Below are 18,046 nucleotides of genomic sequence, written 5' to 3' on the forward strand. Positions count from 1 at the left end.
AGTCAAACTCGCTGAATCCTGCATCTTCAGGTTATTTGGGTATATTCACCCGCTCTCTGTCTCATTCCTATTAGTTCGTGTAACTGACTGAATCATGTATCTTTAAGGGATAGATATAGAGGGAAGAGTAATGCGTAATAAAACCATCCGATGGGGAATGATTGGCTGTGGCAATGTGACTGAGCGAAAAAGCGGCCCGGCTTTTTGGCAGGTAGAAGGTTCATCATTGGAAATGGTGATGGCAAGACGTGAAGAACAGGCAAGCGACTATGCCTCTCGACATGGGATTGCCCGCTACACCACGGATGCGTCTGCATTGGTGGCCGACGAGCATGTTGACGCGATATATGTTGCCACACCGCCTGATAGCCATCTGGAATATGCCCTTATGGCTGCCAGTGCTGGCAAACCTTGTGTGGTCGAAAAACCGATGGCACTGACGACAGACGAATGCGACCAAATGCTCGCGGCTTTTGAGAAAGCGAATGTACCGTTGTTCGTGGCTTATTATCGACGCTCACTACCAAGATTTGACGTGGTGAGAAACTGGATAGAGCAAGGAATGATCGGTAATGTCAGGCATATTCATTGGACTTATCATCGTCCGCCTAACAGTGGTGACAAAGAGGGCAAAGACAATTGGCGCGTGAATCCGGCTCAAGCCGGAGGTGGTTACTTTGTGGATCTAGCCAGCCATGGGTTGAACCTGTTCCAGCAGTGGTTTGGGAACATTGTGGTTGCTAAAGGCATCAAAACCAATCAACAAGGTTACTACGAAGCCGAGGATGCGGTAGCGGCAAGTCTGGCCTTTGAAAGTGGTGTACTGGGCTCAGGGTATTGGAATTTTGGCGCGGCAAACCGTGAAGATCGTGTTGAGATTATTGGCAGTGCAGGGCGGATTGTTTGCTCAGTATTTGGCGAAGATGACTTTGAGATTGATGGAAAAGAGAAAGCGTCGGTAAATGTCGAGAATCCTGACCCCGTGCAGTATTTCCATGTTGAGAACCTGATTGCGCACCTGAATGGTGACAAAGAGCATCCTAGCTCAGGAATCGCAGGCAGAAATACAACGTGGGCTATGGAGCAAATTCTTAACGGCTAAGGAGTTTGGTGAGGAATCTGCTGATTTGAAAGGTAAATAGCTCATGATTTAGTCACTTGAGGCTAAATTCGGCCTGAAACGCAAATTAGTGCTTGCAAGCCTTGGGCGGTTTCCCTAATATTCACCTCGTTCTCAGGAACACAGACTTTTCCCCCTTAGTTCAGTCGGTAGAACGGCGGACTGTTAATCCGTATGTCGCTGGTTCAAGTCCAGCAGGGGGAGCCAAATTTGAAGCCTCGTCGAAAGACGGGGCTTCTTTCGTTTTGCCTGTTTGAAAGTGGCCGTTGTCGTCATTGTCGCTTCGCGATATGTCGCTGACCTACGCGGCCTGGATCAAGTCCAGCAGGGGGAGCCAAGCCTGCGCGGCCCGATCTGAAGCCTCGTCGAAAGACGGGGCTTCTTTCGTTTTGCCTGTTTGAAAGTGGCCGTTGTCGTCATTGTCGCTTCGCGATATGTCGCTGACCTACGCGGCCCGGATCAAGTCCAGCAGGGGGAGCCAAGCCTGCGCGGCCCGATTTGAAGCCTCGTCGAAAGACGGGGCTTCTTTCGTTTTACCTGTTTGAAAATGGTCGTTGTCGTCATTGCCGCTTCGCGATATGTCGCTGACCTACGCGGCCTGGATCAAGTCCATCGGGGGCAGCTAAATCTGAGCCTCGTTGGAAGGCGGGGCTTCTTTCGCTTTTCCTGTTTGAAAGTGGCCGTTGTCGTCATTGTCGCTTCACGATATGTCGCTGACTTACGCTTGTTACAAATTAGTACGAATCAGGCGTTCAAATCCCTAGTGCTGTAATGTTATATTGTAACATTATTGCTTTAGGTAGATGACGGATCATGCTGTTTTCATTCCGCAAATTACTCCCTGTGTTGTTGGCTGTTCTTTTCTGCTGGCAGGGTTTTGCGGTTGCTCACCACAAAGGCGAACATCATCATACCCAGAAAGTAGATCACGAATGTGCAGTTTGTGTGCTCGGTATGCCTGCCATTGAATTTGAGGCTGCACTCGTCCCAGTATCCCACTCCCCGGCTTCAGTTCAGCCAAATATTGGCTCATCACTTCTGTCGACCGTATCTATCACCCAAAATGCGCGTTCCCCTCCAAAGTTGTTGATTTAATTCATCTACATTTAAACATTCATTTTTGGAGAATTTATGCGTACTAACTACTTGTTTGCATTGAGTGCAATTGCTTTGGGTGTGTCGTCGGCAGCGACTGCAGAAAATAAAGAATTTCGTCAACATGATGCTCACCAACATGGTGTTGTTGAGTGGCATATTGCCCAAGACGGTGACGAGCTTCTCGCTGAAATCACCGCGCCAGGCAGTGATGTAGTAGGATTTGAGCACGCACCGGAAAATGCGGAACAAAAAGCAGCCCTTGAAAAAGCGGTGGCTGCATTGGCAAAACCGGGTGCATTGTTTGCGATTAACTCAGAAGCAGGTTGTGAGCTAGAAGCACAGCAGGTGTCTCACACCTTGGGTGAGGAAGAGCATGGTGATCATCACGATCATGCTCATGAAGGTCACCATGATCACGATAAACACGATGATCATAGCCATGACAAACATGAAGAGCATAAAGGTCATGATGACCATGACCATGACCATGACCATGACCATGATCACGAGCATGGAAAAGCGCAACACGGCGAGTTTTCAGCACAATATACCTTCCACTGTAAATCGCCAGCTGAGCTTAAATCCATTACAACAGATTGGTTTACCGCATTTGGCAATACCGAGAAGATCAGTGTTCAGGCAGTGACAGACAAGGGTGTCGCAGCTACCGAGCTAATGTCATCTTCAACCACATTCCGTTTCTAATTACTCAGGCCCCTTCGGGGGCCTCTGGTTTGCATTTTATGTTATTGATTGAAGACCTCCGGTTCAGGTGGCCAGGCCAAGAACAATGGCAAATTGATATTCCCCATTTCTCGCTCGAAGCCAAAGAGCGTGTATTTCTAAAAGGTGCCAGCGGGTGTGGTAAGTCCACGCTGCTTGGCCTGATTGCGGGCATCAACACCGCTGATGAAGGCTTACTGCGTTTTCAGGGAGCAGATTTAACGGCATTAAAAGGCGCTAAACGCGATGCTTTTCGCGCTGATCATCTTGGCTATATCTTCCAGCAATTTAACCTGCTTCCATATCTCTCAGTGATTGATAACGTCACCTTGCCTTGTCGTTTTTCCAAAGCGCGCAAAGAAAAGGCAGGGGGTAGCCTGCAGCAAGAAGCCGAACGTCTGCTAAGTGCATTGGCGTTGCCGGAAAATTGCCTGAATAAACCCGTTACCGAGCTCAGCATTGGTCAACAGCAACGTGTTGCCGCAGCGAGGGCTCTGATTGGAAAGCCCGCGTTGCTGCTGGCAGATGAACCTACCTCCGCACTGGATGCCGATACCCGAAATGCGTTTATTTCCCTTTTGATGAACGAATGTGAAAACGCGGGTTCCAGCCTGTTGTTTGTTTCTCACGACAGTTCTTTGGAATCGCACTTCGATCGCTCTATTTCGCTACCTGAGCTTAATCGCGCAGCGATTCAAACGGAGGTGCTGTAAATGGCTATTCTCCGATTAGCACTTCAAAGTTTGCGAAACCGTAAAGCAACGGCCCTGTTAACCATATTTACTGTTGCAGTGTCAGTAGCGCTGTTGATTGGTGTAGAGCGTGTAAGAACCCAAGCCAAAGAAAGTTTCGCCAACACCATCTCGGGAACGGACCTGATCGTGGGTGCGCGTTCTGGTCAGGTCAACCTTATGCTTTATTCCGTATTTCGCATCGGCAACGCCACCAACAATATTGATTGGCAAAGCGTAGAGGATGTGAAAAGTCATCCTGCGGTGGCTTGGTCGATTCCCATCTCATTGGGCGATTCACACCGAGGCTTCCGAGTTGTCGGTACAACAGGTGATTACTTCGAGTATTACCGTTACGGACAGAAACAGCCTTTGTCCTTTAAAGAAGGTCAACCATTCAATGGGTTGTTCGACACAGTGATTGGCTCAGAAGTCGCCAAGAAGCTGAATTATAAGTTGGGTGACGAAGTCGTCATTGCCCATGGTTTGGCGGACAAAAGTTTTGCCCGGCACGATAACCTCCCGTTCAAAGTAACAGGTATTCTTGAGCCTACCGGTACACCGGTTGACCGTAGCGTGCATGTATCTTTGCCTGCCATTGAAGCGATTCATATTGGTTGGGAAAGCGGCGCGCGAATGGGGACAGGCATCAAAGCAGAAGATATAGACCCCGACTCGCTACAGCCAGAACAAATCACAGCGTTACTGGTCGGGCTAAAAAGTCGCATTCAGACGTTTGCGTTGCAGCGAACCATTAATGAGTACAAGCAGGAGCCTCTAACAGCCATTATGCCCGGGATTGCGCTGCATGAGTTGTGGGGCATGATGTCGGTGGCTGAGCAAGCGCTATTGGTGGTATCGGGTTTTGTTGTGATTGCAGGGTTGATGGGGATGCTTTCAAGCCTGTTAACCAGCTTGAATGAGCGTCGTCGAGAAATGGCGATACTGCGTGGAATGGGGGCTAGGCCAGCACATATCTTCTTCCTGCTGGTCAGTGAAGCCTTGTTCCTGACACTATTAGGTATTATCACTGGCGTGACAGCGCTGCTGATAATGATTAATCTGGCTGCACCTTTTGTGCTGAGCCAATATGGATTGCAACTTTCCGCTGCATTTTTGAGTCCACATGAATGGACGCTAATTGGCATTGTGCTGGTGGCAGGATTCTTGGTGGGAATGTTCCCTGCGCTTCGCGCGTATCGCCAATCTCTGTCAGACGGCATGACAATACGGATATAAGATAATGAAAAAATGGTTACTAATTCTCACCGCGTGTTTGCCAATGATTGCGCAGGCTGATGAAGCATTGAAATTGGATTGGCTGGATTTAATTCCCGAGTCTGAGCGCAATCAGTTTAACGATCGTGGCATGCCAACTATCGACCACAACAGCGATGCCCCACAGCAGAACTTGGTGGGTAAAGTTCGCCCAGAACTGAACAACAGCCAGGTTAAAATTCCAGGTTTTGTGATTCCTCTTGAAGGAGACGCTAACAAAGTGACGGAATTTCTGTTGGTTCCATTCTTTGGTGCCTGCATCCATGTGCCACCACCACCACCGAATCAAATCGTGTACGTGAAGTTTGAAGAAGGCGCACCCGTTCAGGAGCTTTGGGATGTGGTTTACGTGGTGGGTAAACTGAAAACTCAAACGGTTTCCCATGATATCGCGCAAGCCGGCTATTTGCTGGAAGGAACAGCGTTAGAGCCCTACGACGATATGTAATTGTGTCTGATAAAAACGCCCGCATCATGCGGGCGTTTTTTTCTGGTTAGCGTTTCTGCTGTTGGGTGAAAAGTGAGCTCAATGTATTGTCTATCCATAACATCACCTTATCCCATCCCCTTGCTTTCCTTTTGATAGCGCTCAGGGTTAACAGTGGCGGGCTGGATAACTCTGCAGTTGACAGCTCTTTGACGGAACCCTCCATCCACTCGTGGCTGACTATGTGCTCAGGAACAAAAGCCCAACCAAGGTTTCGAGTGATAAGGTTCGAGATGTAGTAGTAGCTATCAACGTGCCAGTAGCGCGGAGAGAGTGGTTCTTCCTGTGAATAACCGAGTCGGTCCCGAATGGCGAGTTGGCGATATTTTACTAAGTCGTCTTCATGGGGATGCTCAAGAAGGGCAAGAGGGTGGTCATGCCCCGTGATCAGGCATTGCTTCACGGTTTCAATGTCATACCAATCAAGAGATTCAGAAAGCGGCTTTACCCGGTAGATAAACCCAATATCAGCCCGGCCTTCATTGACCCAGGTGGCAATATCGTCTTGGGAACCATTCAGAATGGTGAGTTTGAGTTCAGGAAACGCCTCAGCAATTCGCTCAAATAGGATCTCAAATGTTTGTATGGGAACCGCTTCATCCATGGCGACATTGAATGCAACTGGCTCGCCGCCAGTCACAGCCATCGCACGGGAGTTCATCCGGTGACATTGCTGAAGTATCGCCTTGGCATCTACCAGCATTTCCTTTCCTGCTTCGGTAAGAACAGGCAATTTGGCGCTTCTGTCGAAAAGCTCGAAGCCGAGATCAATCTCCAAGTTGGCAATTGCGGTACTCACACGGGATTGTGCCTTACCTAACTTGCGGGCGGCAGCTGAAAAGGACCCTGTTTCGGCGGCTTCGACAAACGCCTTGAGTTGTTCCAATGTCCATTGCATGAGCCTTTCTCTCTTTCACCTATCCGTTTTTGAGATTGATTTTAACTTTTATCTATAGCTATACAACGTGAAAATCACCTCGTTCATTTCCATTTTAAGTTTTTCTTTTATGCATGTAACAGATCTCAACCAAGGTGACTCGATCACCAAAACGTTCTGGCGATTCACCATCCCTGCGATTGCAGCGATGATCGTCAATGGTCTCTATCAGCTGGTGGACGGTATTTTCGTCGGCCACTACATTGGTGCGGAAGGGCTTGAGGCCATTAATATCGCTTGGCCTGTGATTGCCGTGGTGGGCGGTCTTGGATTGATGATTGGCATGGGGGCAGGCAGCCTTGTCTCCATCTATCGCGGTGAATCAAACCTCACTAAGGCGCGAAGCGCCATGGTAACGGGCCTTGTGCTGACGGCTTTACTCGGTGCGTTGGCATCACTTTATCTGGTTTTCTTCGGCGGCTTTCTCGTCAACCTTCAGGGGCCTACTGGCCTTGCCCACGGCTATGCGAATGATTACCTGACGGTATTTAAAATCGGCGCAGTGGCAACGGTAGTGGCAGGTGCGCTGCCATTTCTTATCCGCAATGACGATAGCCCATTTGTTGCTACAACGATGATGGTCGTCGGTGCTTTAACCAACATTGTGCTGGATTACCTGTTCATTGGTGTGCTGGGTTGGGCATTGCAAGGCGCTGCGGTTGCAACGGTATTGGCACAGTCAGTGAGTGTGCTGATAGGGCTGTTGTATTTGTGCTCTTCCCGTTCTTTTCTGGGCATTTTTCGCAACCCGCTCAAGTTTAGTTTTTCTGATGCAGGCCAGAGCTTGGTACTTGGCTGCTCTTCGCTAGTGATGTTCATGTATTACGGCGTGCTGGTGGGCTTTCATAACCGTTTGTTTGCGGAATACGGCACACCTGTCAGCGTGGCTGCGTTTGCTGTCGTGGGTTATTTGATGACGCTCTATTACGTCGTTGCGGAGGGTATCGCAGAAGGTATGCAGCCGCAGGTGAGCTTCTATCATGGCGCGCAGTCTTACTCGAAGATAGTGAAGGTCGCGAAACTGGCCACTATGGTGTCACTGGCAGCTGGTTTTATTTGGCTGGCTGTACTGAACTTGTTCCCGGACTTTGTCATTGGCATGTTCAACGGCGGTAATGAAGCCCTGATTCAGGAAGCAACGTTAGGTATCAGGCTACACCTGTCAGCCATGTATCTTGACGGTTTGATTATTCTGGCCTCTATGTACTTTTTGTCTGTGGGCAAAGGCGCGAAATCGCTCAGTATCTCCGTTGCCAATATGCTGGTGCAGTTCCCATTCCTTTATGTGCTGCCGAAGTTTTATGGTCTTGAAGGTGTTTGGTTAGCAATGCCAATCTCAAACGTGGTGCTGGCCTCGGTGGTCATACCCGTGATGTGGCATGACATTCTGAAGCAACAAAAAAAGCGACCGGAACTGCGTCCTGCTATTGCCTAAGGTTAACCGGCCGATAAGCAAAAAGAAGGGGAGCATTTGCTCCCCTAAATGGTTTTAAAACTCGTCCCATTCTATTTCGTCATCATCATCGACGGCAGGTTTGGGCTTCGCTTTGGCTTTTTTAGGAACGACGGCTTTTTTGCGCGTCTTATTGAACTTGGGTGTTTTTACGGGCTCCTTGCTTTCATCGATGGTGAAAAACTCCATCATGGCGCTCATGTCCTGAGCTTGTGAAAGCATGCTTTCACCAGCAGTGGCGGCTTCTTCCACCAAGGCGGCGTTTTGCTGGGTCATGGTGTCCATGCGCGAAACGGCAACATTCACTTGTTCTATGCCGCTGCTTTGATTTTGGGCAACCTCGCTGATTTCTGACATCTTACTGCCCACTTCTTCCACCATGCTGAGGATTTCCTGCAAGGTATCGCCGGATTCGGCAACCAACATGGCACCGTCTTCGACTTTTTTGTTAGTGTCTCGTATCAGGTCTTTGATTTCTTTGGCAGCCTCGGCAGAACGTTGGGCAAGGCTTCGTACTTCACCTGCTACCACAGCAAAGCCACGCCCTTGTTCACCAGCACGTGCGGCTTCTACGGCGGCATTGAGTGCGAGCAGGTTGGTTTGGAAAGCGATTTCGTCGATAACGCCAATGATGTCGGAAATCTTGTTACTGGCACCACTGATTTGATCCATCGCGGTGATGGTGCGCATCACAACATTGCCGCCTTCGCGTGCTTTCTCCACTGCCTCATCACTGAGCTTGTTGGCAGCAACGGCATTGTCAGCACTCTGCTTAACGGTCTCAGTCATGTTATCCATGCTGGCAGCCGTTTCCTGTAAAGACGTCGCTTGATCTTCCGTACGCTGACTTAAATCCCGGTTGCCTGAAGCAATTTCGTTCGAAGAGTTTGAGATAGTCGAGGAAGCCTGTCGGATGTTGCCAATCACTTGCGTTAAACGCTCAATTGTCGCGTTGGCATCAATTTTGAGTTGCGCAAAGCGGCCGTGATAGTCTTTGTCGATACGCTTGGTGAGATCACCACGAGCCATCGCCCCCAAAATGCGCTGCATATCTGCAAGCGCCGCATCAGTATTGGTAGTGAGTCCATTCAGACCTTTTGCCAGATTCTTGTGGAAACCACGCTTGTCCTCAAGCGACAACTGAATGGAGAAATCTCCCTTTGATGCGGCTTCCACCATTTGGTCTATCTCTCGCTCAATAGCAACTTCAGCGGTTCTGTCTTCCCATTCAATGACGGTACCGATTCGGTCACCGTTATCATCGATGATCGGGTTAGCGGAAATGGCCATTGTTCGGTTTCCTACAACAAGTTCTGTTCGATAAAGGTCTTCCAAGTGGTCCAATAGACGGCGCTGGTGTGAAGGGTCTTTATGGAAAAAGTCGATGTTGTGGCCCATGACATTTTCAGGGTTGAACTGAGGGATAACGGTACCGAAATCTTCTTTAGCGTCGGTCAGCATTTTGGTTGCTGACTGGTTGATGTAGATGATGTTGTAATTGGCATCGGCAATCATGGTGTTGGTGGAAACATTATCCAGTGCTTGCCTAACCCGGGCATTCTCCTCAGCTTTATCCTTCGCTTCACATTCGAGTTTTGCCCTTGCTCGCTCAGACTCTTCTACGTTCTCGAGGGATGTGTTGGTCGCCTGTTTGATAATCAGAAGATCGCCTTTCAGGTCAGATTCAATGCGGTTGCTGAAGTCACCTTCCGCCAGACCTTCCATCACTTTCTTGATGTCTTCAATCGCATTCTGCGTGCTGTCCATCAGGGTGTTAAAAGCCGCTGCAGACTGGCCGATTTCATCTCGGCTTGTGACATCAACCCGTGTTGAGAAATCACCAGAGGTGGCAACGTTTTCTAAGCTGTAAGTGAGCTTGAGGATAGGCCTTGTGAGTGAGCGAGTCACCACCATGGCGATGAGAGTAATGATGACAACACCGGCTAACAAACCGAAGCCAATCAGCCACTTGAGCGCATCAACTTCGCTGAAAGCCTCGACACTATCGATTTCTGCAACCAGCGCCCAGGTCGTGTTTCCAAATTTAATCGGTGTGTAGGCCGTTAATACAGGGACTCCGCGGTAATCCTCTGCCACTTCGAAAGCGGTTTCACCCTTGAGCGTTTTCTCAGTGACATCCGTTTTGATGCTGCCTTTGTCGGGATCGGCAAATGAAGCCATCACGGAGTGGCTCTGGTCTGCCAGATAGGAATCGGAACGCATCAAATAATCAGGCCCAACCAGAAATGTTTCGCCCGTTTCACCCATGCCTGTGCGTTGCAGCATGATTTGGTTTATTTCATCAATGGATAGTTGGAGAACAGCGACGGCGAGGGTTTCACCTCCTAGGTCTGTTATCGGCGCGCCAATGAAAGCCGCGGGATGATCACTCTTGGCTGCGTATCTCTGGTAGTCCTGAACGGCCATGGTGTTATTGCTGATCACTTCACGGTACAAAGTGGCGAGAGGGCTGTCTCTGTATTCTCCAAAATTCAGATTTGTACCCAGATCTTTATCGCGGCGGGCGGAGAAAATGACATGGCCAGTTTTGGCCTGAATGATGTAAACATCTGAGTAGCCATAAACGTTCACAAAATCATTCAGGGTTTTACCGCTGGACTGCCAGATTTCTTCGTATTCATAAGTGTCCGTATAAAATTCTTCATCGGCTTCGATTTCTTCATCGGCAGCATAGAAGGAGAGCAACTTCTGGATCTGTTTGGTGTCTTCACTGCCTGCAAGAATTCGGATGTCCTTCATGGCTCGTTCAAGGTAGGACTCGATTTGCGTTTTTTTGACCTCCCGCATACTGACAAGCTGAGCAAACGCCTGTTTATGCAGCGCATCACTGGATTTTACCAGCGCAAGGTAACCCACAATTAAAATGGGCAAAACGCCAATAAAGAGGAAGATAAGCAAGAGTTTTATCTTTAGCTTTCCAAACATCTGACACCCTTTTTATTGTCGAGCAGGAAGCTCCGGCAAAGAAGCTTCCCTGTTTTTCGAGTATTCCACCGAAATGCCTTTTCGTTAGCGTACCGACCAGTGATTTGACGAAACCTCAATTTCCCAAAGCGGCATGTTTGCCATGCGGTATGGGGTGTATGTCACTTCCTTGTTGACCGCCAGCACTTTGTTAGGAGTGGGGACGAACAGCATGTAGCCGCTGTTGTAAACGTGTCGCATGATCTTTTCCGCGACGCGATCGAACTCTGGCGTGCCGACTGATTCCCTGAACATTTCGTCGATAAAGCCGTCCAGCTTGCTATCAGGGAAGATGGTGCTCCAGTAGTTGTGTGTACGATAGACGAGGAACGCTGACCAAGGGTGGTTGTAGTACCAGTCGTCGTCACCCCACACCAGTAAATCCCACTCTTTGGTGTTCTTTCTGGCGTTGGTTGCGAGCAGTTGTCCAAATACGTCTTTTTCACTGGAAGTGATATCAAAGTTCAGCTTCACGCCGACTTTTCGCAGATCGCGGTCGATACCTTTCCAGATGTACATGAAGCGGTCCTGTGTGTAGACATTCAGCTCCAGACCATCGAGCTTGGCCTTGAGGTCATCACGGATAGATTTAGGATCCTGAACTTCTGAATAGGCTTTGAGGTTTTGAACCACCTTGTCGACACCCGGATAAAGCGGAGCTGCCAACGTGGGTTTGATCTGACCTTCGCCTTGGTAGTACTTGTTGAGGAGTCTTCGTTGGTCGATGGCTTTGTTCAGTGCGACGCGCACTTCCTCATCCATCAAACGTTCATTGCCGTTTCTAAGATTCATGTGAATGGCAATGTTGTCGGTGGACGGCGCTGTGACCAGTTTTGAATAACGGGAGTTAGACACCCGATCTTTCTCAGACACCGGAATAGGCATGATATCCAACTGACCTTCTTTGTCGGAGGCCATCTCTAATGCCACCTTGCTATCAAGCTCGGTGTAAACCGTGACCGTTTCAATTTTCGGGTATTCAGGGTTCCAGTAGTTTGGATTCGCAACCAACACCGCTTTCGGTGTTTGCCTGTCGCCCTCGATGTAGCCTTCTTTAAGAATGTATGGACCTAAACCATAAGGACCAGGCTCGGCGAGGTTAGGACAGGTTGGTTTGCCGTTCCAGCCGTATTTCTCAAGATAAGGTTGGGTGTAGAACTGAATCCAAATGGCATCATTCAGGAACTGCCCATATTTCTCAGTCAGGTGAAAGCGGACCGTGTAATCGTCAATTTTCTCTGCGCGGTCAAAAACGCTATCAATTTTGGTAAACAGGAAGGGCGCTTTTTTAAAGTATTCCATGTTCATAATGACAGCGTCCGCATTAAACGGGCTGCCATCCTGAAATTTCACACCTTGGCGAAGATCGAACTCATAGGTTTTATCGTCGATTTTTCGGTGCGCCACCGCCATATCATATTCCCACCCTTGCTCGTTATTTGCCGGACGCAAAAGCGCGGCATTTATCGAGTGAGAAATATAAATGTACGGAAGACTGGGAATAAACACTTTGAGGTGTGACCCTTTGACAGGCTCTGCCCACAGAGACATCGGAGCGAAAAGAGCGAGAATTAACATACCTTTCAAAAACGCTTTGACTGTCTTCATTGCAACTACCTTGGCGTTCAAAAAATAAAATGTCGGGGCATCAGTGACCCAGACTGAATAATTGATTTATCAATCAAAAGTGTAGTTAAGCTTTGCCTTAATTTAGAAGCATGTGTCTCAATAAATCTCGTCAGAAGAAATAACCCTATGAATATTATGAACTAATGTCTGTTTTAAACTTTACCTGCAGACATTGACTTTATTAGCTAAGGCTAAGAGAGTAAGGGGGCAAATAACGACAAGGAGAAGGTTATGAAAGTGCTTGCTTTCGCAGCGTCAAACAGCAAAACATCCATTAACAAACAACTCGTGAGTTACGCAGTAAGCTTGCTGGCAGATGCTGAAACCGAAGTGTTGGATCTGAATGATTATGAAATGCCACTTTTCAGCGTAGACGTTGAACAGGAGCTGGGAAGCCCTGAAAAGGCACAGCAACTTTTTGCCAAAATCGGTGAAGCGGATGCGGTAGTAGTGTCTTTTGCTGAGCACAATGGCTCGTATTCAGCAGCATACAAAAACATCTTTGATTGGACTTCACGTATCAATCAAAAAGTGTTCCAAGGCAAGAAAATGGTACTGCTTTCAACCTCGCCGGGCCCAGGTGGTGCGAAGAATGTGTTGGCATCCGCAGCCACCTCTATTCCTCACTTCAATGGCGACGTAAAAGCGACGCTGTCTGTGCCTTCGTTCTACGATAATTTTGATGCAGAAGCTGGCAAGTTGAGTGATGAATCTTTAGATGCGCAACTCGCTGAAGCCATGGCTCAGTTACGATAGAAACTGAGTTCTGAGTAGAAGGTCAACAGTTGTTACATTGTTGGCCTTTTTTTGTTTCCTCCCTGTTGTTTCCCTCCCCTAAATCTTTGCTCTGAGTCGATGTTTACTGGGCTCGTACAGGTTCCAGTAAGGAACCGCTGGCATAATCGAAGCGGCATGGCCGCCGAGCGGCAAAAAGTGGCGAATTTACGGGCAGTTGTACATATAACACCCAGTCCTTTCCACACAAAATAATCAAGTTCCGTCGAGCTATGCCAGCCCGGTGCTTTTGCATCATACCCATTATTTTTGCTCGGCTTATGTAGGGTCTGTTGACCTTTGGTTGAGGGAAGGAGAAAAAAATGATTAAACGGAAGTTGTTACTTCCTGCGCTGATTGGCGCAACGCTTTTGGCCGGTTGTGGCGGACAGGAAGCGCAGCAGAAGAATGCGTTCACCCCACTGGTTGCTGTTGAATCAGCAGAGTTGATTGATTACCAGCCTCAGAAAAGTTTTGTCGGTCGTACTGAAGCGATGGAAGATGTTGGCATTGTTCCTCAGGTTTCAGGCTACCTGAAATCGCGCTACTTCAATGAAGGCGAAATGGTGAACACTGGTCAGCTTCTTTACCAAATTGATCCCTCTCTTTATGAAGCGAAAGTCGCCAGTGCAAAAGCCTCCGTCGCTCAGGCAAAGGCAGGTGTGACTAATGCAAACCTCGACCACGACCGTGGACAGGATTTGTTGCCACGTGGCGGTATCAGTCAGTCTGAATTTGACCGTCTGACCGCAGTGAAATTGCAGGCAGAAGCTGCGCTCAAATCAGCAGAAGCCCAGCTTCAGGCTGCGGAAACTGATCTTTCGCACACCACCATTCGCGCGCCATTTACCGGCCGTATCAGTGAAAGCCGGGCGAGTATTGGTGATCTGGTTTCACCATCTACGGGCGTATTGACCACTATCGTCAGCCTTGACCCTATGCAGGCTTCATTCTCAATGAGTGAAAAACAGCGCCTACAATCGGGCGCTGATCGTGTTTCTGGTATCGGTAAAGGCCGAAGCGGTGACGTAGAAGTCTGGTTGAAGCTGGGTAAAGGCCACGACTATGAACACGCAGGTCACCTTGATTACCTGGGCAACCGTATCGACACCCAAACCGGTACCATTGCGCTTCGTGCCAAATTCCCTAACCCAGAGCACCGCCTGCTGCCAGGTCAGTACGTGGAAGTGATTGTGAAAGAAAAGAACACCACGCCAACGCTGGTTATACCGCGTTTGTCAGTACAAACTGACCTTGAAGGCGATTTCGTGATGGTACTGAAAGAGGGCAACATCGTTGAGCGTCGCAACGTCGAGTTGGGTCCTCAAACTGATCAAGGTGTGATTATTCGCGGCGGTCTGAACGATGGTGAGCAAGTGCTGACCAAAGGTCTGCAACGCGTGCGTAATGGCATGACTGTTCGCCTTGAAGGGCAAGGGGCGTAACCGAATATGTTGAGTCGCTTTTTTATCCAGCGCCCGAAGTTTGCGCTGGTCATCTCGATTATTCTGACGCTCGCAGGTGCAATCGCATTGCTTAACCTGCCAGTGGCGGAATATCCGCGTATTAGCCCGCCGTCGGTGAGCGTGACCGCGGTGTATTCCGGTGCGAGTGCAGAAGTCGTTGAGCAGGCCATCGCCGACCCGATAGAAACCTCGGTCAACGGCGTGGAAGACATGATCTACATGTCTTCCAAGAGTGCGAACGATGGCTCTTATAACCTGAACGTGACGTTCGATATCGGCACTGACCCTGACATGGCGCAGGTGAACGTGCAGAACCGTGTGGCGCAGATTGAATCCAAGCTGCCGCCGGAAGTCCGTCAGGTCGGTGTGACGGTGAAAAAACGTTCCCCAGACCTTCTGATGGTTCTGAACTTCTACTCGCCGGAAGGTAAGTATGATGATCTGTTCCTGGTGAACTACATCAACCTGAACATCAAAGATCAGATTGCGCGTGTTAAAGGCATCAGTGAGGTGAACGTTCTGGGTGGCGGTGAATACGCGATGCGTGTTTGGCTGAACCCAGAGAAGATGGCAAACCTTGGTATCACAACCTCTGATGTACGTTCGGTACTTTCTGAGCAGAACGTACAGGTCGCTGCGGGTGACATTGGTGCGCCACCGTTCAATAACGCACAGGAAATGACCTTCAAGCTGGTCACCAAAGGCCGTTTAGGCTCGGTGGAAGAGTTTGAAGAAGTGGTTGTCCGAGCGAACCCAGACGGCTCTATGGTGTACCTGAAAGACATCGCAGAAGTCTCGTTGGGCAAGAAGTTCTACACAGGTAATGGTCAGTTCCGCGACCAACCGGCGTCTATCGTTATCCTGAACCTGCAATCTGACGCAAACGCGCTGGAAAGTGGTGGTTTGGTAATGGAGCGTCTGGAACAGCTGTCGCAGAACTTCCCAGAAGGCATGACCTACGAAACCAGTTACGACACCACACTGTTTGTTGCTGAGTCCATCAAGGGCGTAGTGAAAACGCTGGTGGAAGCGGTACTTCTGGTTATCGCTGTTACCTACCTGTTCCTCGGTAGTTTCCGCTCAACGCTGATCCCAGTTGTGGCGATTCCGGTTTCCCTGATTGGTACTTTTGCTGTCATGTTGGCAGCCGGCTTTACCATCAATACCGTGACCTTGTTTGGTCTTATCCTCGCCATCGGTATCGTGGTGGACGACGCCATTCTGGTTATCGAAAACGTTGATACCAACATGGCGAAAGACCCATCCCTTTCCCCGCGTCAGGCAACCCTGTTGGCGATGAAAGAGGTAACGGGCCCAATTATCACTTCCACACTGGTACTGCTGGCGGTATTCCTTCCAGTTGCGATGCTGCCGGGTATCACGGGCATCATGTACCGCCAGTTCGCGCTGACCATCTGTATCTCGGTACTGATATCGTCCATCAACGCACTGACCTTGTCTCCGGCCATGTGTTCGCTGGTGCTGCGTCAAGGTGGCGACAACCACGCGCGCTGGTTCAAGGCATTCAACAATGGCCTTGAGAAAGTGACGAACAAATACGGTGCAGCGGCGGGCTTCCTTGTCCGTAAAACCGCGGTGCTGGGTGTGTTGTTTGTGGTGGCAGTCAGTGCCGCTGGCTACTTCGCGAAAACCACCTCGACCGGTTTCGTGCCTCAGGAAGACAAGGGCGTAATGCTGATTAACGTTCAGCTGCCAGATGCCGCTTCTCTGTCCCGTACCGAAGAAGTGACCCGTAAGCTGGGTGAAATCGTGACGTCTGAGCCGGGCGTAGATGGCGCGACCGTTGCGAACGGTTATGCGTTCCTGACTGGTGCTGCCGCATCTAACGGTGCGTCGATGTTCGTGAAGCTGAAAGACTGGGAAACCCGTCAGGCGTTGGATGGCGATCATTCCTCGTTCGACATCATTAACCGCATTAACGTGAAAGCGGCGATGCAGTTGCCAGAGGCGATCATCTTTGCGATGGGTCCTCCAGCAGTGCCGGGCATGGGGCCTGCTTCAGGCTTCGAGTTTGTACTTGAAGATACCCTTGGCCGTAGCCGTGGCGATCTGGCGATGGTGATGCAGCAACTGATGCAGAAAGCCAACGAACAGCCGGAAATCGCGCGTACCTTCAGTACGTTCCGCGCAAACGTACCGCACTTCTACATCGACATTGATCGTGAGAAAGCGAAGCAACTGGGCATTCCGCTTTCAGAAATCTTCACCACGCTGCAGGGCAACCTGGCTGGTATGTACGTGAACGATTTCAGCCTGTTCGGTAAGAACTACCGAGTGACGATTCAGGCGGACGGTGATTACCGAAACGATCTGGACTCAATGGGTCGCTTCCACGTGCGTTCAACGTCGGGCCAGATGATCCCACTCAGCACCCTGATTGATGTTGAGCAGGTGTTTGAGCCAGACGTAGCTTGGCGTTACAACATGTACCGTTCAGCAGTGATTCAGGGCTCGCCTGCACCGGGTTACTCATCCGGTGACGCAATTGCAGCCATGGAGCGTGTTGCCGCTGAAATGCTGCCACAGGGCTACCAATACGAATGGACTGGCATGGCTTACCAAGAGAAACAAGCAGGTAATCTGGCTATCTACGCATTCGCACTGGCACTGATCTTCATTTACCTGTTCATGGTGGCGCAGTATGAGAGTTGGAGTATTCCGCTGGCGATCATTCTGGTGGTTCCGGTGGCAACGCTCGGCTCCTTCCTAGCGCTGGCAATGACAGGCACGCCACTCAACCTGTACGCACAGATTGGTCTGGTTCTGTTGATTGCACTGGCAGCGAAGAACGCCATCCTGATTGTGGAATTCGGTAAGAATGAACGTGAGCAGAATGAACTGCCAATTGATAAGGCCGCCGTGATGGGCGGTAAGCTGCGCTTCCGCGCGGTGAACATGACATCCTGGTCATTCATTCTGGGTATTCTGCCGCTGATTTTCGCAAGTGGTGCGGGTCATATCAGCCAGAACTCACTGGGTATCTCGCTGACGGGTGGTCTGCTTTGTGTGCTGCTGGCGGGTACCTTCCTGATCCCTGGTTTCTTCGCACTCATCCAGAGATTGCGTGAGAAGCACCATGGCGGTTCGACCAAATTGGTAGAACTGGAAGACTGATTCTCCCGACTAATAAGAAAGGCACCTTCGGGTGCCTTTTCTTTTTGTGTGAGTTCAGGTGCTCTCATTGTGAACTAAGTTCTAGGGGCTGTTGACCTTTGGTGATGATTTTTGCAGCAGTTTGTGGGGGATTTTATGCAAGGCAGAGGCTTCGATGTGTAGCTAGTCTACATGAGAAGCCGATAACGCAGCAGAAATTCCCCACAAACGCCTGTCTCTTATACACATCT

Annotated in this window: 13 protein-coding genes and 1 tRNA gene; 11 read left to right on the forward strand and 3 right to left on the reverse strand. The window is 49.7% G+C overall.

Annotated features, from left to right (window positions below; translation table 11 throughout):
- Positions 1-130 precede the first annotated feature (130 nt).
- The 7 genes from RN22_RS17625 (at position 131) to RN22_RS17655 (ending at position 5,398) form a co-directional block, all read left to right on the forward strand.
- Complete coding sequence (locus RN22_RS17625; RefSeq protein WP_046306267.1) at positions 131-1,102, forward strand: Gfo/Idh/MocA family protein; 972 nt, start codon at positions 131-133, stop codon at positions 1,100-1,102.
- 149 nt (positions 1,103-1,251) lie between these two features.
- A tRNA-Asn gene (locus tag RN22_RS17630) sits at positions 1,252-1,327 on the forward strand.
- 606 nt (positions 1,328-1,933) lie between these two features.
- Positions 1,934-2,215, forward strand: a complete 282-nt coding sequence (locus RN22_RS17635; RefSeq protein WP_046306269.1) for a hypothetical protein — start codon at positions 1,934-1,936, stop codon at positions 2,213-2,215.
- Positions 2,216-2,251: 36 nt separating this feature from the next.
- Positions 2,252-2,923 carry a DUF2796 domain-containing protein gene (locus RN22_RS17640; RefSeq protein ID WP_046306271.1) on the forward strand — a complete coding sequence of 224 codons (672 nt, stop codon included), beginning with the start codon at positions 2,252-2,254 and terminating at the stop codon, positions 2,921-2,923.
- A 38-nt stretch (positions 2,924-2,961) separates the two neighbouring features.
- Positions 2,962-3,654, forward strand: coding sequence for an ABC transporter ATP-binding protein (locus RN22_RS17645; RefSeq protein WP_046306272.1), 693 nt, complete (start codon positions 2,962-2,964; stop codon positions 3,652-3,654).
- Complete coding sequence (locus RN22_RS17650; protein ID WP_046306274.1) at positions 3,655-4,911, forward strand: ABC transporter permease; 1,257 nt, start codon at positions 3,655-3,657, stop codon at positions 4,909-4,911.
- Between the two features lie 4 nt (positions 4,912-4,915).
- Positions 4,916-5,398 carry a DUF3299 domain-containing protein gene (locus RN22_RS17655; RefSeq protein WP_046306276.1) on the forward strand — a complete coding sequence of 161 codons (483 nt, stop codon included), beginning with the start codon at positions 4,916-4,918 and terminating at the stop codon, positions 5,396-5,398.
- A gap of 46 nt (positions 5,399-5,444) precedes the next feature.
- On the opposite strand, the gene RN22_RS17660 is transcribed toward RN22_RS17655, so the two are convergent.
- A complete protein-coding gene (locus RN22_RS17660; RefSeq protein WP_046306278.1) occupies positions 5,445-6,335 on the reverse strand; it encodes a LysR family transcriptional regulator in 891 nt (296 codons plus the stop codon).
- A gap of 109 nt (positions 6,336-6,444) precedes the next feature.
- Here RN22_RS17660 and RN22_RS17665 point away from each other — a divergent pair, with 109 nt between their 5' ends.
- Positions 6,445-7,809 carry an MATE family efflux transporter gene (locus RN22_RS17665; protein ID WP_002542751.1) on the forward strand — a complete coding sequence of 455 codons (1,365 nt, stop codon included), beginning with the start codon at positions 6,445-6,447 and terminating at the stop codon, positions 7,807-7,809.
- A 54-nt stretch (positions 7,810-7,863) separates the two neighbouring features.
- On the opposite strand, the gene RN22_RS17670 is transcribed toward RN22_RS17665, so the two are convergent.
- A complete protein-coding gene (locus RN22_RS17670) occupies positions 7,864-10,773 on the reverse strand; it encodes a methyl-accepting chemotaxis protein (protein ID WP_046306280.1) in 2,910 nt (969 codons plus the stop codon).
- An 84-nt stretch (positions 10,774-10,857) separates the two neighbouring features.
- Positions 10,858-12,420, reverse strand: coding sequence for an ABC transporter substrate-binding protein (locus RN22_RS17675; protein WP_046306282.1), 1,563 nt, complete (start codon positions 12,418-12,420; stop codon positions 10,858-10,860).
- A gap of 252 nt (positions 12,421-12,672) precedes the next feature.
- Between RN22_RS17675 and RN22_RS17680 the strand changes: the two genes are divergently transcribed.
- The 3 genes from RN22_RS17680 (at position 12,673) to RN22_RS17690 (ending at position 17,816) form a co-directional block, all read left to right on the forward strand.
- A complete protein-coding gene (locus RN22_RS17680; protein WP_002542754.1) occupies positions 12,673-13,197 on the forward strand; it encodes an NADPH-dependent FMN reductase in 525 nt (174 codons plus the stop codon).
- 341 nt (positions 13,198-13,538) lie between these two features.
- The gene (locus RN22_RS17685; protein WP_046306285.1) at positions 13,539-14,660 is read left to right on the forward strand and encodes an efflux RND transporter periplasmic adaptor subunit; all 1,122 of its coding nucleotides are present in this window, start codon (positions 13,539-13,541) and stop codon (positions 14,658-14,660) included.
- Positions 14,661-14,666: 6 nt separating this feature from the next.
- Positions 14,667-17,816, forward strand: a complete 3,150-nt coding sequence (locus tag RN22_RS17690) for an efflux RND transporter permease subunit (protein WP_046306287.1) — start codon at positions 14,667-14,669, stop codon at positions 17,814-17,816.
- Positions 17,817-18,046: the final 230 nt, after the last annotated feature.

The organism is Grimontia sp. AD028, assembly GCF_000973155.1.
Lineage (GTDB): Bacteria > Pseudomonadota > Gammaproteobacteria > Enterobacterales > Vibrionaceae > Enterovibrio > Enterovibrio indicus.

What these genes read in the sequence shown, in the direction of transcription:
- RN22_RS17625 (WP_046306267.1), top strand. Translation starts at nt 131, where the DNA reads ATGCGTAATAAAACCATCCGATGGGGAATGATTGGCTGTGGCAATGTG.
- RN22_RS17635 (WP_046306269.1), top strand. Translation starts at nt 1,934, where the DNA reads ATGCTGTTTTCATTCCGCAAATTACTCCCTGTGTTGTTGGCTGTTCTT.
- RN22_RS17640 (WP_046306271.1), top strand. Translation starts at nt 2,252, where the DNA reads ATGCGTACTAACTACTTGTTTGCATTGAGTGCAATTGCTTTGGGTGTG.
- RN22_RS17645 (WP_046306272.1), top strand. Translation starts at nt 2,962, where the DNA reads ATGTTATTGATTGAAGACCTCCGGTTCAGGTGGCCAGGCCAAGAACAA.
- RN22_RS17650 (WP_046306274.1), top strand. Translation starts at nt 3,655, where the DNA reads ATGGCTATTCTCCGATTAGCACTTCAAAGTTTGCGAAACCGTAAAGCA.
- RN22_RS17655 (WP_046306276.1), top strand. Translation starts at nt 4,916, where the DNA reads ATGAAAAAATGGTTACTAATTCTCACCGCGTGTTTGCCAATGATTGCG.
- RN22_RS17660 (WP_046306278.1), bottom strand. Translation starts at nt 6,335, where the DNA reads ATGCAATGGACATTGGAACAACTCAAGGCGTTTGTCGAAGCCGCCGAA.
- RN22_RS17665 (WP_002542751.1), top strand. Translation starts at nt 6,445, where the DNA reads ATGCATGTAACAGATCTCAACCAAGGTGACTCGATCACCAAAACGTTC.
- RN22_RS17670 (WP_046306280.1), bottom strand. Translation starts at nt 10,773, where the DNA reads ATGTTTGGAAAGCTAAAGATAAAACTCTTGCTTATCTTCCTCTTTATT.
- RN22_RS17675 (WP_046306282.1), bottom strand. Translation starts at nt 12,420, where the DNA reads ATGAAGACAGTCAAAGCGTTTTTGAAAGGTATGTTAATTCTCGCTCTT.
- RN22_RS17680 (WP_002542754.1), top strand. Translation starts at nt 12,673, where the DNA reads ATGAAAGTGCTTGCTTTCGCAGCGTCAAACAGCAAAACATCCATTAAC.
- RN22_RS17685 (WP_046306285.1), top strand. Translation starts at nt 13,539, where the DNA reads ATGATTAAACGGAAGTTGTTACTTCCTGCGCTGATTGGCGCAACGCTT.
- RN22_RS17690 (WP_046306287.1), top strand. Translation starts at nt 14,667, where the DNA reads ATGTTGAGTCGCTTTTTTATCCAGCGCCCGAAGTTTGCGCTGGTCATC.